The sequence below is a fragment of the Lentzea pudingi genome, from assembly GCF_014646255.1.
In the GTDB taxonomy this organism is placed as follows: Bacteria; Actinomycetota; Actinomycetes; order Mycobacteriales; family Pseudonocardiaceae; genus Lentzea; species Lentzea pudingi.
In genome coordinates this window covers 692,339-705,397 of record NZ_BMNC01000003.1, presented here as the reverse complement: position 1 = coordinate 705,397, position 13,059 = coordinate 692,339, and the positions used below count along the sequence as shown (strand labels likewise).

18 protein-coding genes and 1 pseudogene are annotated in these 13,059 nt (G+C 66.5%); 6 read left to right on the top strand and 13 right to left on the bottom strand.

Translation table 11 applies throughout. The features are described 5' to 3' along the window. Window positions 1-23 precede the first annotated feature (23 nt). From IEY88_RS14060 to IEY88_RS14030, 7 genes are all read right to left on the bottom strand, one after another. Window positions 24-383 carry an ArsR/SmtB family transcription factor gene (locus IEY88_RS14060; protein WP_189155131.1) on the bottom strand — a complete coding sequence of 120 codons (360 nt, stop codon included), beginning with the start codon at window positions 381-383 and terminating at the stop codon, window positions 24-26. A 13-nt stretch (window positions 384-396) separates the two neighbouring features. Further along, entirely contained in the window at window positions 397-1,212 is an 816-nt protein-coding gene (locus tag IEY88_RS14055) for a response regulator transcription factor (protein ID WP_189155130.1), read from the bottom strand. A gap of 3 nt (window positions 1,213-1,215) precedes the next feature. After that, window positions 1,216-2,115, bottom strand: coding sequence for a phosphate ABC transporter ATP-binding protein PstB (gene pstB, locus IEY88_RS14050; protein ID WP_189155129.1), 900 nt, complete (start codon window positions 2,113-2,115; stop codon window positions 1,216-1,218). Window positions 2,116-2,140: 25 nt separating this feature from the next. After that, window positions 2,141-3,034: a phosphate ABC transporter permease PstA gene (gene pstA / locus IEY88_RS14045; protein WP_189155128.1), complete on the bottom strand. Its 894-nt coding sequence runs from the start codon at window positions 3,032-3,034 to the stop codon at window positions 2,141-2,143. Continuing rightward, the gene (gene pstC / locus IEY88_RS14040) at window positions 3,034-4,017 is read right to left on the bottom strand and encodes a phosphate ABC transporter permease subunit PstC (RefSeq protein ID WP_229693362.1); all 984 of its coding nucleotides are present in this window, start codon (window positions 4,015-4,017) and stop codon (window positions 3,034-3,036) included. The genes pstA and pstC overlap by 1 nt, the downstream gene beginning before the upstream one ends. Continuing rightward, window positions 4,014-4,982, bottom strand: coding sequence for a PstS family phosphate ABC transporter substrate-binding protein (locus IEY88_RS14035; protein WP_229693361.1), 969 nt, complete (start codon window positions 4,980-4,982; stop codon window positions 4,014-4,016). The genes pstC and IEY88_RS14035 overlap by 4 nt, the downstream gene beginning before the upstream one ends. Before the next feature lie 170 nt (window positions 4,983-5,152). Then, window positions 5,153-5,518, bottom strand: coding sequence for an ArsR/SmtB family transcription factor (locus IEY88_RS14030; protein WP_229693360.1), 366 nt, complete (start codon window positions 5,516-5,518; stop codon window positions 5,153-5,155). Window positions 5,519-5,603: 85 nt separating this feature from the next. Here IEY88_RS14030 and IEY88_RS14025 point away from each other — a divergent pair, with 85 nt between their 5' ends. From IEY88_RS14025 to IEY88_RS14015, 3 genes are all read left to right on the top strand, one after another. Further along, window positions 5,604-6,245: an arsenate reductase ArsC gene (locus IEY88_RS14025; RefSeq protein ID WP_189155126.1), complete on the top strand. Its 642-nt coding sequence runs from the start codon at window positions 5,604-5,606 to the stop codon at window positions 6,243-6,245. Then, complete coding sequence (locus IEY88_RS14020; RefSeq protein ID WP_189155125.1) at window positions 6,245-6,409, top strand: hypothetical protein; 165 nt, start codon at window positions 6,245-6,247, stop codon at window positions 6,407-6,409. The genes IEY88_RS14025 and IEY88_RS14020 overlap by 1 nt, the downstream gene beginning before the upstream one ends. A 76-nt stretch (window positions 6,410-6,485) precedes the next feature. Then, the gene (locus IEY88_RS14015; RefSeq protein ID WP_189155124.1) at window positions 6,486-6,887 is read left to right on the top strand and encodes an arsenate-mycothiol transferase ArsC; all 402 of its coding nucleotides are present in this window, start codon (window positions 6,486-6,488) and stop codon (window positions 6,885-6,887) included. Here IEY88_RS14015 and IEY88_RS14010 read toward each other — a convergent pair. Both IEY88_RS14010 and IEY88_RS14005 read right to left on the bottom strand, forming a co-directional pair. Then, window positions 6,884-8,020, bottom strand: a complete 1,137-nt coding sequence (locus IEY88_RS14010; protein WP_229693359.1) for an MFS transporter — start codon at window positions 8,018-8,020, stop codon at window positions 6,884-6,886. The genes IEY88_RS14015 and IEY88_RS14010 overlap by 4 nt on opposite strands. Window positions 8,021-8,060: 40 nt before the next feature. Beyond that, window positions 8,061-9,392 (bottom strand): FAD-dependent oxidoreductase, encoded by a 1,332-nt coding sequence (locus IEY88_RS14005; RefSeq protein ID WP_189155122.1) that lies wholly within the window; start codon window positions 9,390-9,392, stop codon window positions 8,061-8,063. A gap of 98 nt (window positions 9,393-9,490) precedes the next feature. Between IEY88_RS14005 and IEY88_RS14000 the strand changes: the two genes are divergently transcribed. Both IEY88_RS14000 and IEY88_RS13995 read left to right on the top strand, forming a co-directional pair. Beyond that, complete coding sequence (locus IEY88_RS14000) at window positions 9,491-10,327, top strand: helix-turn-helix domain-containing GNAT family N-acetyltransferase (RefSeq protein ID WP_189155121.1); 837 nt, start codon at window positions 9,491-9,493, stop codon at window positions 10,325-10,327. 57 nt (window positions 10,328-10,384) lie between these two features. Further along, window positions 10,385-11,401, top strand: a complete 1,017-nt coding sequence (locus IEY88_RS13995; protein WP_189155120.1) for a flavin-containing monooxygenase — start codon at window positions 10,385-10,387, stop codon at window positions 11,399-11,401. Between the two features lie 51 nt (window positions 11,402-11,452). On the opposite strand, the gene IEY88_RS45085 is transcribed toward IEY88_RS13995, so the two are convergent. From IEY88_RS45085 to IEY88_RS45470, 4 genes are all read right to left on the bottom strand, one after another. Beyond that, window positions 11,453-11,578 carry a hypothetical protein gene (locus IEY88_RS45085; protein ID WP_268241234.1) on the bottom strand — a complete coding sequence of 42 codons (126 nt, stop codon included), beginning with the start codon at window positions 11,576-11,578 and terminating at the stop codon, window positions 11,453-11,455. 187 nt (window positions 11,579-11,765) lie between these two features. Beyond that, entirely contained in the window at window positions 11,766-12,068 is a 303-nt protein-coding gene (locus tag IEY88_RS45475) for a tetratricopeptide repeat protein (RefSeq protein ID WP_373294096.1), read from the bottom strand. After that, window positions 11,992-12,288: a hypothetical protein gene (locus tag IEY88_RS13985; protein WP_189155118.1), complete on the bottom strand. Its 297-nt coding sequence runs from the start codon at window positions 12,286-12,288 to the stop codon at window positions 11,992-11,994. Before IEY88_RS13985 ends, IEY88_RS45475 begins: the two co-directional genes overlap by 77 nt. Further along, window positions 12,222-12,476 (bottom strand): tetratricopeptide repeat protein, encoded by a 255-nt coding sequence (locus tag IEY88_RS45470; protein ID WP_373294081.1) that lies wholly within the window; start codon window positions 12,474-12,476, stop codon window positions 12,222-12,224. Before IEY88_RS45470 ends, IEY88_RS13985 begins: the two co-directional genes overlap by 67 nt. A gap of 141 nt (window positions 12,477-12,617) precedes the next feature. Here IEY88_RS45470 and IEY88_RS13980 point away from each other — a divergent pair. Next, a pseudogene (locus IEY88_RS13980) lies at window positions 12,618-12,803 on the top strand (histone-like nucleoid-structuring protein Lsr2); the annotation flags it as partial. Between the last annotated feature and the right edge of the window lie 256 nt (window positions 12,804-13,059).

The following is a 13,059-nucleotide window of genomic DNA, read 5'->3' as shown; positions in this document are numbered from 1 at the left end:
TGAGACGCACGGCAAGAGGCAGGTCAGTCGCAGTCGGAGGCAGGCTCGTCGCGCAGCGGGCCACCGGGCCGCAGAAGCTGCTCCATGGTGTCGAACACGTCGTGGTCCAGGCGGTACCAGCTCCACGTGCCACGTCGTTCGCGCTGCAGCACACCGGCGTTGACCAGGATTTTCAGGTGGTGGCTCAGCGAGGACTGAGGCATCTCGAACTGGTCGGCGAGGTCGCAGAAGCACGCCTCACCGCTCGCTGCATGCCTCACGAGCACCACCAGCTGAACCCGGATGGGGTCCGCGAGAGCCTTGAAGAGACGTGCGGCGGAGGCCGATTCGTCAGGCACCGCCACCAGCGCCTCCCTTCGCGCGTCCAGGTCCATCGTCGACATGGTGACATGTTCATCAATCGGAATGAACGTCCGGTGAACGCGACACTACCGGCGGCACGGCGAACTGGTATCCGAGGCCGCGAACGACACGAATCCACGTTGGATTGTGGTCGTCGTCACCCAGCCGCTTGCGCAGCCGCATGATGTGGACGTTGAGCGTGTTGCTCTTGGCCGACGGCCGGTCCGCCCACAGCGCCGCGACGAGCTCGTTGCGGCTGACCACCGCGCCTGGTCTCTCGGCGAAGTAGCGCAGCATGAGGAACTCCATCGGCGGCAGTTGCGTGAGCACGCCGTCGAGCCAGAACTGCGGCACGGCGCCGTCCACGCGCAGCCGGCCGAGGTCGATGACCATCGGCCGGATCTCCACCGTGTCGGTCTTCGGCGCGACCGATCCGAGGAACGCCAGCAGCTGCTGGGTGCGGTACGGGCGCGGCACCACCGCTGTCGCGCCCGCCTCGGCCGCTCTCGCGGCGAAGTCGCCCGAGCCCAGCCCGGCGCCGACCACGATCGGGACATCTGGGTCGTCCGCGCGCACGATCGTGAGGAAGTCGATCGGGTCGAGCTTTCCCACCGCGGGCCCGAGCAGCACGGCGTCCGGACACGTCCGGCCGAGCACCAGCAACGCCTCTGCCGGGTCAGGGCAGACGCGCGGCTCCACCGGCTGGCCGGTGAAGCCGTCGAGCAACTGGTGCACGACGTCGGCGTCGTGATCCACCACGAGGACGGCGAGCCGGTTCTGGACCCGGCCCTTGTTCGCCAGACAGGCTCGCCGCCGCGTGTGGAACTGTGAGCTGTCGGACTCCCAAGCCCCCAACGCAGAGCCCGTCATGGCTTAACCGAATCGTCCGGTGATGTACGCCTCGGTCCGGGCGTCGGAGGGGTTGCCGAAGATGTGCTCGGTGGTGTCGAACTCGACCAGCCGGCCTGTGCGCTGCCCCTTGTCGTCGGCTTCGGCGGTGAAGAACCCGGTGCGCTGCGAGACGCGGGCAGCCTGCTGCATGTTGTGGGTGACGATGATGATCGTGTAGGTCGAGGCGAGCTCCACCATCAGATCCTCGATCTTGGCGGTGGCGATCGGGTCGAGCGCCGAACACGGCTCGTCCATCAGGATCACCTCGGGTGAGGTGGCGATGGCGCGGGCGATGCACAGCCGCTGCTGCTGACCGCCGGACAGGCCGAAAGCGTTCTGCTTGAGCTTGTCCTTAACCTCGTCCCACAACGCGGCACCACGCAACGCCCGCTCCACCACGTTGTCCATGTCCGACACCTTCATGCCTGTGACGCGAGGGCCGTAGGCGACGTTGTCGTAGATGGACTTCGGGAACGGGTTCGGCTTCTGGAACACCATGCCGATGCGACGGCGCACCTCGATGACGTCCACGTCCTCGCCGTAGATGTCCACGCCGTGGTAGGCGACAGCGCCCTCGACGCGGGCGCCGGGCACGAGATCGTTCATCCGGTTCAGGCACCGCAGCACGGTGGACTTGCCACATCCGGAGGGACCGATCAGCGCGGTGATCTCCCTGCTGCCGAACGACATGTTCACATTGGTGACCGCGCGGAAGTCGCTGTAGAAGACTTCAAGGTCCTTCAGGGTGATCACGCCGTCGGGTGCTCCCTCCACGGGCGGCACCGTGTTCGAGCGCTCGATGGTCACCTGGCTCTCCGATGCGGTGTCACTCTTGTTCGTGCGCTGCTCGGTGGACACGGTTCGCTGCTCCGATCTGGTCATGAGTTCTCGCTCCTTCATTCGCGTGTCACCACTGGCGCTGATAGCGGTTGCGCAACCAGATCGCGAGCGCGTTCATCACGAGCAGCACGATGATCAGCAGGAGGATCGTGGAGTAGGCCAGGTCCCGGAACTCGACGCGGTCCAGCGGCACCAGGCTGAAGATCTGCGTTGGCAGCACGGTGTAGCGGGAGAACACGCCGTCCGGATTGAACGTCAAGAACGTCGTGGCACCAACGAGAAGCAGCGGCGCCGCTTCACCGATCGCCCGTGACAACGCGAGGATCGAGCCGGTCGCGATACCGGGCACAGCCGCGGGTAGCACCTGCTTCCACGTGGTCTGCCACTGCGTCGCGCCGAGCGCGAGCGAGCCGGAGCGGATCTCCGACGGCACTGAGCGCAACGCCTCACGACAGGTGATGATCACGACCGGCAGGATCAGCAACGCCAGCGCGATCGCGCCCGCGAGCAGGACCGCGCCGATCGACAACGGGCCACGGACGACGAACCCGAGCGCGAGGATGCCGTAGATCACCGAGGGCACCGCGGCGAGGTTCTGGATGTTGAGCTCGATCAGCCGGTTCCACCAGCGGGTGCCGTCCGCGTACTCCTCCAGGTACACCGCCGCCGCGATGCCGAGCGGCAAGGCGATGAGCGCGGTCAGCACCATGATCCAGATCGTGCCGAACAGCGCGGACTTCACACCCGAGGTGTCCGGTCGCAGCCGGGACGGGTGCTCGGTGACGAGGTTCGGGTCGAACCGCGCCAGGCCTTTCTGGACGATCACCGCGAGCACGAAGAACAGGAACGCGCAGATGATCGCCAGGCACGCCCACAGTGCGATGGCGAACACGGTCGACCCCACGCCTTTGCGGCGGCCGGACTTCAGGCTCTGGTCAACAACCAGTGTCGTCGCGGTCATCAGTAGGCCTGCCTGTACTTGCGGACCAGCCGGATGCTGATCATGTTGATCAGGAGGGTCATCACGAACAGCAGCGCGCCGATCGCGAACAACGCGTAGTAGGACGGGCTGCCCTGCGGGGTGTCACCGCTCGCGGCCTGAGCGATGAACCCGGTCATCGTCTGCGCGCCCTTGAGCGGGTCCGCGGTGAACAGCGGCATGTTGCCCGCGGCGATCGCGACGATCATCGTCTCGCCGATCGCGCGCGAGATGCCCAGCACGATCGCGGCGACGATGCCCGACAACGCGGCCGGGAACACCACGCGGATCGTGGTCTGCATCCTGTTGGCGCCCAACGCGTACGAGCCCTGCCGCAACGCCAGCGGCACCGCCGACATCGCGTCCTCGCTGAGTGAGGCGATCGTGGGCACGATCATGAAGCCCATCACGATGCCGGGCGAGATCATGCTGTAGATGCCCTCGATGCCCAGCAGGGGTTTGAGGATCGGCGTGATCACGGTCAGGGCGAGGAAGCCGTAGACCACGGTCGGCACGCCGGCGAGGATCTCGAGGATCGGCTTGAAGATCTTCCGCACGCGCGGCGAGGCGTACTCGCTGAGGTAGATCGCGGCGCCCAGACCGAACGGGACCGCCACCACCAGCGAGATCAGAGTGATCATCAGCGTCGCGGTGACCAGCGGCAGAACGCCCCAGGACTTGTCGTCCCAGTTGAACTTGTCGCCGAACAGCGCCGTCCACTCGGTGCCGAACAGGAACTCACCGAGGCTGACGTGGGTGAAGAACTCGGCGACCGGCGCGAACAGCGACGCGACGATGCCGACCGTGACGAGAACCGACAACGCGGCCGCGCTCACCAGCACGGCCTTGATGATCTTCTCGCCGATGCGCGGGCTCTGCGCGGTCAGGTCGACCGGCGGCCCTTCCCATGCGACGGGGTGGCCGCCCGAGTCCGGACGGCCACCGTCGCGAGTCTTCGTGCTCACTTGCCGCCGGCCTTGGCCTGCAGCGTGGCGAGCTCGTCCTTGGCCTTCTTCTTCTGGTCCTCGGTCAGCGGGACGAAGCGCGCGGCCTTGACGATCTCGTCGTTGTTCGCGAGGTAGAACTCGACGAACTTCTCGACCTGGGCCTTCTTCAGGCCGGCGTCGGAGGGGTAGATGAACAGCGGGCGGGCGAGCGGCGCGTAGCTGCCGTCCTGCGCGGCCTTCACCGACGGCTCGACGCAGCCCTTGCCCTTGCCGCCGTCGATCTTCACGGCCTTGAGCTTGTCGGCGTTCTCCTCGAAGTAGGAGAAGCCGAAGTAGCCAAGACCACCCTTGGAGCCGCTCACACCCTGGACGGTGATGTTGTCGTTCTCGGTCGGGTTGTAGTCCTTGCGGCTGGCGCCTTCCTTGCCGTTGATGGCGCCGGTGAAGTAGTCGAACGTGCCGGAGTCAGCGCCGGCGCCGTAGAGGTCGAGCTTCTGGTCCGGGAAGGACGGGTCGACCTCTTTCCAGTTGGCGACCTTGGAGTCCGGCTCCCAGATCTTCTTGAGCTGCGCGACGGTGAGGCACTGCGCCCAGGTGTTCTCCTTGTTCACCACCACGGTCAGCGCGTCGTTCGCGATCTGCAGCTCGGAGAAGCTGATGTTCTTCTCCGTGCAGGTCTTCTTCTCCTCGTCCTTGATCGGACGGGACGCGTCGGAGATGTCGGTCTCGCCGACGCAGAACTTCTTGAAGCCACCGCCGGTGCCCGAGGCGCTGACCGACACCTGGACGCCGCTGTTCTTCTCCATGAACAGCTCGGCCGCGGCGATCGACAGCGGTTCCACGGTGCTCGAACCGTCGATGACGACGGGGCCGGAGAGCTGCTCACCCCCGCTCTCGGAGCCACTGCCGTTGTTCTGCCCACCACAGGCGGACAGGGTCAGCGCGGCGACAGCCACGACGGACAACACGTGCGCACGCTTCACCTGGCGGATGGTCACTGACGTGCCTCCTGCTCGAGACCCGGATCGGGGCCGGGGATCTTCGACAAGCCCTCGTTCGAGGACCCCTGCATCGAAGAATCTCGTTCTAAACAGAAGGTGAACACCGAGTGACATCGAAAACTATCGTTGAAAAATCTCGATCCAACGCAGGATCACTGTGCGGCAACGGGCTGACCGAGCAGCCTCCGGACCTCGTCGAGACCTTCGGGAATGGCGACGTACCAACCCCACGTTCCGCGACGTTCGCCGCGGACGAGGCCGGCTTCGGCGAGCACACGCAGGTGATGGCTGACCGTGCCCTGACTCAGGCCGAGACTGGCGACGAGGTCGCAGACGCAGGATTCGCCGCCCGGCGCTTCCTGCAGGAGGCGGAGCAGTTCGAGGCGAGGCGGGCTGGCCAGCGCCTTGAACACCTCGGCGACGCGACGCGCGTCAGCCAGTTCCATGCCCTGACCGAGTGACACGCAGCGTTTGTGGCCGCCGTTGTCCATCTGGAGTTCACCGCGGGGCTCCACCATGACCCCGAGGGTACGACCTAGATTGACAAAAGTCGATGCAACCGGTCTGCTTTGTATCGACAATCTTCGGTCCAAGGAGATCTTGATGACCCGCCTCGAGGGCCTGCCTCAGCACGAGCTCACCGCCCAACTGCTCCGCATCACCGACGAGCTGGCCGACAAGTTCCACGGCGTGTTCAGCCGGGAGACCGTCGAGCAGTTCGTCGAGGAGACCTATCAGCTGCTCAACGCCAACTCCACGGTCAAGACGCACCTCGCGACGTTGACCGCGCGGTTCGCCAAGCAGCGCCTGACCGACCATGGCCGAGCACAGGGTCTGACCAAGGTCGAGGTGCCGCAGGTGCTGTTCATCTGCGTGCACAACGTCGGTCGCTCTCAGATGGCGTCTGCGCTGTTGGAGCACCACGCGTTCGGCAAGGTCGCAGTGCGATCCGCCGGTAGCCAGCCCAGCGGGTCCATCCCGTCGGCGATCACGGAAGCGCTGGCGGAGTTGAACATCCCGCTCACGCAGGCGTTCCCGAAGCCGCTGACCGACGAGGTCGTGCGGGCAGCGGACGTCGTGGTCACGATGGGCTGCGGCGACTCGTGCCCGGTCTACCTCGGCAAGCGCTACCTCGACTGGGAGGTCGCCGACCCGGTAGGCGCCCCGCTCAACCGCGTCCGTGAGGTCCGCGACGACATCGACCGCCGCGTGAGAAGCCTGCTGTCCGAGCTCCTGGGCGACTGATGCTGCAGGTCTTGCTGGTCACCCTGATCGGGACGCTCGGGATCGTCGCGACGTTCGCGCTCGGCGTCACGAGCCTCTCAAAGGGAAGCAAGACCTTCGCCTGCATCTGGTTCACCGTCTGCGGCGCACTCGTCGTAGGCGGGCTGTACCTGTACGTGACGTGAGGAAGTCGTGTCACCAACCGTTCACCTGGATCGGGCATTATCGAACCAAGGAAACGCCCGCCAGGAGGAGATCGACGTGTCCAAGACCCCCGAAGTGCTGTTCGTCTGCGTGCACAACGCCGGCCGGTCCCAGATGGCCGCGGCACTGCTGCAGCACTACGGCATGGGCAGGATCTCGGTCCGCTCGGCCGGCTCGGCGCCCGCCGAGAAGGTCAACCCCGCCGCTGCCGACGCGCTCGCCGAGTGGGGCCTCGACATCACCGCCGAGGTCCCCTCGAAGCTCACGACCGAGGACGTCGAAGCCTCCGACGTCGTGATCACCATGGGCTGCGGCGACACCTGCCCGGTGTTCCCCGGCAAGCGCTACCTCGACTGGCAGCTCGAGGACCCGGCGGGCCAGGGCATCGACTCGGTCCGCCCGATCCGCGACGACATCGACCGCCGCGTGCGCGGCCTGGTCGCCGAACTGCTGGACTAACGCGGGACGCTGGCGGTCGACAGCGCGGCCGCCAGCACCCCGATCACGCCCAGCACCACGAACACCGCCGGGTATCCCCCGAGCCACGCCGCCATCGCGCTGCCTGCCCACGGCGCGATCGCCGCGGTCAACATCACCGGCACCGCAAGCAGTCCGCTCAACTGTCCGTAGTGGACAGCGCCCCACCGATCGGTGACCGCGGTTGCCTGCACCAGCGTGAAGATCCCGCGCGCCACACCTGCGAGCACCGATCCCGCGATGAGCAGCAAGGCCGGGCCTAGGATAACGCCCAGCAACGTCGTCACCACCGCGCTCACCAGCAGGACCAGCGCCGTCCGCGTACGCACCGACGTCCTCGCGGTCAACCTGGCGTAACCGAGCCGTCCGAGTACCTGGCCCACCCCACCGAGGCCCAGGGCCACGGCGGCCGCCGCTGTCGACATCCCGCGTTCGGTCAGCAGCGGCACGAGGTTGACCACCACCGCGTAGACGCTGAACGCTGCCAGGCTCATCGCGATCGTCAACACGATGAACGCCCTGCTCCTCGCCACCGCGGACGGATGATGCTCCGCCTCGTGCTCGATCTCCGGCCACGGCAACCGCAACCCGAACAGATGCAACGGAACCGTAGTGACAGCAAGGATTCCCGCCAGCACCAGATACGTGCCCCGCCAGTCCAACTGCGTGTTCAGCACCGCCGTCAGCGGCGCGAACACCGTGCTGGCCAGTCCTGCCACCAACGTGAGCGCAGTCAGCGCGGACACCCGCCTCGCCCCGTACCAGCGGGTGAGCGCGGCGAAGGCGGGAGCGTAGAACACCCCGGCCATCGCGACACCGATCAGCAACCACGCCACCGTGAACCACGCCAGCGACTGAGCCGTCGCCAGCATGATCAGCGCCGGCACCGCGACGATCGAGCCGGTGGTCATGACGACGCGCGGACCATGGCGGTCCAGCAGTTTGCCCACCGGCACGCCGACGAGTCCTGCCACGATCTGGCTCGCCGAGAAGCCCGCGGTGATCGCGGCCTGCGACCACCCGGTCTGCGAGCTGATCGTTGGCAGCAGTACGGGAAACGCGTAGTAGAGGATTCCCCAGCTGATGATCTCGGTGGAGCACAACACGATCAACACGCGGCGCAGCCCGGCATCGGTGCGGGGCCGCGCCGTCGTGTCAGCGTGCACTGGCCGCGAGGCCGACCGTCAGTTCCCTCTGCTCGGGCGAGCTGCAGCAGCCGCCCTCGTTCTTCTGCTCCTGCGGCGCGTCGAACACCCCGGCGCCACCGCACACCCCGGTCTCCGGCAGCACGAGCTCAACGCGTCCGGCCGCCTCGTGGTCACCGGCGATCGCGGCCACGACCGATCGCGACTGCTCGTAGCCCGTCAGTGACAGGAACGTCGGCGCACGGCCATAGCTCTTGATTCCGACCAGGTAGACGTTCGGTTCGGGGTGGCGCAGCTCGGCCTCGCCGTGCGGGTAGACAGTGCCGCACGAGTGCACGTTGGGGTCGATGAGCGGCGCGAGCTTCGACGGCGCCTGCAGCACCGGGTCCAGGTCGAGCCGGACCTCCGACAGCCACGACAGGTCAGGCCTGAACCCGGTCAGCACCACGATCTCGTCGATACCCTCGACCTGGTGACCGTCGAACGACTCCAGCGTGAGGCTGCCGTCCGCCGCCCGTTCGATCGCAGCGGTGCGGAACCCGGTCGCGGTCTCGATGTGGCCCGCTTCAACAGCCTTCTTGGCCCGCAGACCCAACGCACCGCGCGCCGGCAGCTGGTCGGCCTCCCCGCCACCGAACGCGTTGCCGACAGCACCGCGACGCAGCAACCACACGACCTTCGTGCCGGGCTCCTGCTCGGCAAGCTCCGCCAGCACCACCAACGCGGTGAGCGCGGAGTGACCGCTACCGGCGACCGCGATCCGCTTGCCCGCGTACCGGCCGCGTTCGGCCATGAGGTCCGGCACGCGGTAGGTGATCTTCTCTGCCGCCGCCTTCTCCCCCACCGCGGGAAGGCCATCCCCGCCCAACGGGTTCGGCGAGCCCCAGGTACCTGACGCGTCGATCACCGCACGCGCCGTGATCCGCTCTTCCCCCACCGCCGTCTCCACGTGCACGGTCAGCGGCTCGTCCTCGCGTCCCGAGTCCACGATCCGGTCCCGCCCGCGCCGGGCGACGCCCACCACGCGCGCACCGAACCGCACCCGCTCACCGAGCACCTCAGCCAGGGGGCGCAGGTAGCTCTCCACCCACTCGCCGCCGCTCGGGTAGGCGTCACCGTCCGGACGCACCCAGCCGGTCTCCTTCAGCAGTCGCTCGGCCGCCGGGTCCACGAGCTCGCTCCACTGCGAGAACAGGCGGACGTAGTTCCACTGCGACACGGCTGCACCGGCGCGATCGCCCGCCTCCAGTACGAGCACCTGCTCACCCCGTTCGACCAGGTTCGCCGCCGCAGACAAACCCGCAGGTCCGGCACCCACCACGACGACTGGCAAACCGCTCACCACGCACCCCTTGAATCGAAGGTTTTCAAATCAACACGGCCGACTCTATCGACCCGGATCGATTGACGCAACCATCGATTTGCGTCGATACTTCAGCCATGACGACGACCGCACCCTCGCCGGCCGTACTACCGGCCGACGACGCCGCGACCTACGCGGACTGGTTCGCGTGCCTGGCCGAACCGACCCGCGTACGCCTGCTGCACGCCGTCGCAACCGCAGGCCGCTCAATGACCGTCGGCGAACTGACCGAACTGGTCGGCATCAGCCAGTCCACCTGCTCACACCACGTGCGCAAGCTGGTCGAAGTCGGCTTCCTGCGCCAGCACAAAGAAGGCACCGCCACCCACGTCAGCGTGAACCCGTCGTGCTGCACCGGCCTGCCCCACGCCGCCGACGTCGTCATGGGCATGCTCGCTCCACGCCCCTGCTGCCCGACGGACCTCCCTGCCGACGTCCTGATCCGCCCACTGGAAACCGCCGACTGGAACGCCGTACGCCGCATCTACGGCGAAGGCATCGCCTCTGGTGACGCAACCTTCGAAACCGAAGTCCCGCTGCGCAGAGCGCTCGACGCCAAGTGGCTCCCCGACCACCGCTGGATCGCCGAGGTCGACGGCCAGGTAGCAGGCTGGGCCGCCCTGACCGCCGCGTCCACACGGGACTGCTACACAGGCGTCGCCGAGACCTCCGTCTACGTCGGCGCCGACTTCCGAGGCCGTGGCGTCGGCAAAGCCCTGGTGCACAAGCAGGTGACCGCCGCCGACGACACGGGCCTGTGGACGTTGCAGACCTCGATCTTCCCCGAGAACCGCGCCAGCCTCGCCCTGCACCACTCCGCGGGCTTCCGCACCCTCGGCGTCCGCGAACGCATCGCCCAACACCACGGCGTGTGGCGCGACACCGTCTTCCTCGAACGCCGAACCGCCAACTAGCTCCCGATCTCCCACCCATCCGTCGCCGTACTCGGCGACGGCGACTTCGAGGTGCCCATGAACAGCCACGACGCCATCGTCATCGGCGCAGGCCAGTCCGGCCTCACCACCGCCCACGCCCTCATCGCACGGGGCCTACGCCCGCTGGTGCTCGAAGCCGGCGACGAACCCGTCGGCTCCTGGCCGCACTACTACGACAGCCTGACCCTGTTCTCTCCCGCCAGATACAGCGCCCTGCCCGGCCTGCAGTTCCCCGGCGATCCAGAGCACTACCCACGCCGCGACGAAGTCGTCGACTACCTACGCGCCTACGCCCTGGGCCTCAAGGCCGACATCCGCACCGGCCAGCGCGTAACCGAAGTCCTGCACGACAACCACTACCGCGTGACCACAGCAGAAGGCTCGACCTTCACCGCTCCGATCCTCATCGCCGCCACCGGCGGCTTCGGCAACCCACACCGACCAGCCCTGCCCGGCCTCGACGACTTTCCCGGCACCGTCCTCCACGCAGCGCACTACCGCTCCCACGCACCGTTTCACGGCCAGCGAGTCATCGTCGTGGGCGCCGGCAACTCCGCCGTCCAGATCGCCACCGAACTCGTCGAACACGCCCACGTCACCCTCGCCACCCGCAAGCCGGTGAAGTTCTCCGCCCAACGCCCGCTCGGCCGCGACCTGCACTTCTGGCTCGACCGCACCCGCCTCGACTACCTCCCGATCGGCCCATTGCTGCCCGACGGCTTCACGACCCCGGTTCTCGACACCGGCCGTTACCGCAGCGCCTTAAACGACCGACGCCCCGATCGCCGGCAGATGTTCACGGCGTTGGAGGGTTCGAAGGTCATCTGGCCGAACGAACAGCGCGAACACGTTGACGCGATCATTCTCGCCACCGGCTATCGCCCCGACCTGCCGTACCTGAACAGGCTGGGAAAGGAGCACGGCCGCGGTGTCTCCCGCCGTCACAGCGGACTCGGTTTCGTGGGCCTTGAATGGCAGCGGAGTCTTTCCTCCGCCACCTTGCGAGGTGTTGGGCGAGACGCCGCCTACGTGGTTGGCCGCCTGCTCAGGTGAAAGATTGCTACGGCGCCCGTGCCGCCACCTCGGGGCTCGGGACGAGATCCATCAAGGCGGAACTCGAATCAAAGTGTCGGACACCGCGTCCGCGAACAACGCGTCGAACTCGGCGGACGCTCCTCGATGGGGCAACGTGCAGGCCTTCGTGGCCCACGGCTCAGCCTCTCTGCTCATGGTTCGACGGCAAGCCTGTACCTGGGTATCCGATGCAAGTCTCCGACGACCGCATCCGGTAGCCGAACCGGCATCCGCTCCCGGCCTATCAATGCGTCACAGCAGCGCTGGCCGTTATCAATCGTCACCCATGATCGTGGCGCATCTCGTCCCAGCACGCTTCGGCCTAGCAGCAACGGGTTCGCGTTCAACCACTCTGTCGGCGATAATGCGCGAGCCCAGCTCTGACCCTGACAGTGTTGGGGTGGTCGCGCCCGAAAACTTGCGCCTCCGTTACGGCGAGCTGTTCAAGCTCCGTGACCGCGCTGGCAAGATCACCGGATTTTGCTCGCATCACTGCGAGATTGTGGCGTGTACGCAACACAGGAGGATGCTCCGAGTTCAGGATCTGCATTTGATCAGCAAGCAGCGTTTCAAGCTCGGTGACCGCCCGCACGAGGTTGCCGTGTAGCGCATGCCAGTTGGCCAGGTTCCCCCGTGCTGTCAGCATCCGGGTTGCGGGGACCGAGAACATGCGTCGAGAGGTCGATCAATGTTTCTAGATCCTTGATCGCGACGGCAGGGCCGTGCAGGTGGCCGCGCACTTCGGCCAGGGTGCCGCGTGTGATCAGGGTGTGTGGGTGATGCTGGTCGAGCCCTGACCTCATGTCGTAGAGGATTTGTTCCAGTTCGATCTCTGCGCGCCGCAGGTCGCCGGCCTGTGCAGCCATCGTGCGAGATTTCCTCTGGTCGTCAAAGTCTCCGGGTGTGCGGCTCCGTGCGCGTTGCTCTGGTCCGCCGCCAGGTGCTCCAGCTCCGCGATGGCGGTATCGAGATCGCCAGCATCGGCTCGTGCGTGTGCGATGTTATTGCGCAGGTCGAACGCCGCGATGCTGTCCGCTCCGTGAACTCGCTTCACGCTTGCAAGCAGTTCTTGTGCGTCTGGTTGGCATCGTTCACGAAGTTGGCCAACTCGACGATAACTGAGTTCACAATGGGTACCCCTCGAGTGCCGACCTAGATCACCCCAATCAATTCCTCAGGCATTGTGAGGCAATGGATGGCACAGAAGTTCCTCGTCCAGCTCGTCGATGACTTGGACGGCAGCACAGCAGAGGACCTCGAGACGGTGCACTTCGGTCTTGACGGAGTGACGTACTTGATCGATCTTAGCGCAGAGAACGCAGACGACCTGCGAGCGAGACTGCGAGAGTTCGTCGCCCACGCCCGCCAGACCGGCGGCCGGGCCGCGCACCGCCATCTCCCGATCGCCGGTGAAGCGCGCTCGGAGAAGACTCGCATTGACCGATGAATTGCGGCGATCGTTCACTTGAACGCGAGACCTGCCCGCCGTCACAACTGGTCAGCGAGCTGAGATGCCCGCGAGAAGTCCAGCAGGAGTGAGCCTGGTTAACGATTCAAAAGCCGGGCAATGGCCGACACGGAACGAAATGGTGTTGAGATCCGTGTACGACAACACATCTGAGCATCCTCCTGCTTGT

Excerpts from the sequence above, each read along its gene's own strand:
- IEY88_RS45085 (WP_268241234.1), bottom strand. The coding sequence starts at position 11,578 with ATGAGCAGAGAGGCTGAGCCGTGGGCCACGAAGGCCTGCACGTTGCCC.
- pstB (WP_189155129.1), bottom strand. The coding sequence starts at position 2,115 with ATGACCAGATCGGAGCAGCGAACCGTGTCCACCGAGCAGCGCACGAAC.
- IEY88_RS14025 (WP_189155126.1), top strand. The coding sequence starts at position 5,604 with ATGACCCGCCTCGAGGGCCTGCCTCAGCACGAGCTCACCGCCCAACTG.
- IEY88_RS14030 (WP_229693360.1), bottom strand. The coding sequence starts at position 5,518 with ATGGTGGAGCCCCGCGGTGAACTCCAGATGGACAACGGCGGCCACAAA.
- IEY88_RS14055 (WP_189155130.1), bottom strand. The coding sequence starts at position 1,212 with ATGACGGGCTCTGCGTTGGGGGCTTGGGAGTCCGACAGCTCACAGTTC.
- IEY88_RS45475 (WP_373294096.1), bottom strand. The coding sequence starts at position 12,068 with ATGCTGACAGCACGGGGGAACCTGGCCAACTGGCATGCGCTACACGGC.
- IEY88_RS14000 (WP_189155121.1), top strand. The coding sequence starts at position 9,491 with ATGACGACGACCGCACCCTCGCCGGCCGTACTACCGGCCGACGACGCC.
- IEY88_RS14060 (WP_189155131.1), bottom strand. The coding sequence starts at position 383 with ATGTCGACGATGGACCTGGACGCGCGAAGGGAGGCGCTGGTGGCGGTG.
- IEY88_RS13995 (WP_189155120.1), top strand. The coding sequence starts at position 10,385 with ATGAACAGCCACGACGCCATCGTCATCGGCGCAGGCCAGTCCGGCCTC.
- IEY88_RS14020 (WP_189155125.1), top strand. The coding sequence starts at position 6,245 with ATGCTGCAGGTCTTGCTGGTCACCCTGATCGGGACGCTCGGGATCGTC.
- pstA (WP_189155128.1), bottom strand. The coding sequence starts at position 3,034 with ATGACCGCGACGACACTGGTTGTTGACCAGAGCCTGAAGTCCGGCCGC.
- IEY88_RS13985 (WP_189155118.1), bottom strand. The coding sequence starts at position 12,288 with ATGGCTGCACAGGCCGGCGACCTGCGGCGCGCAGAGATCGAACTGGAA.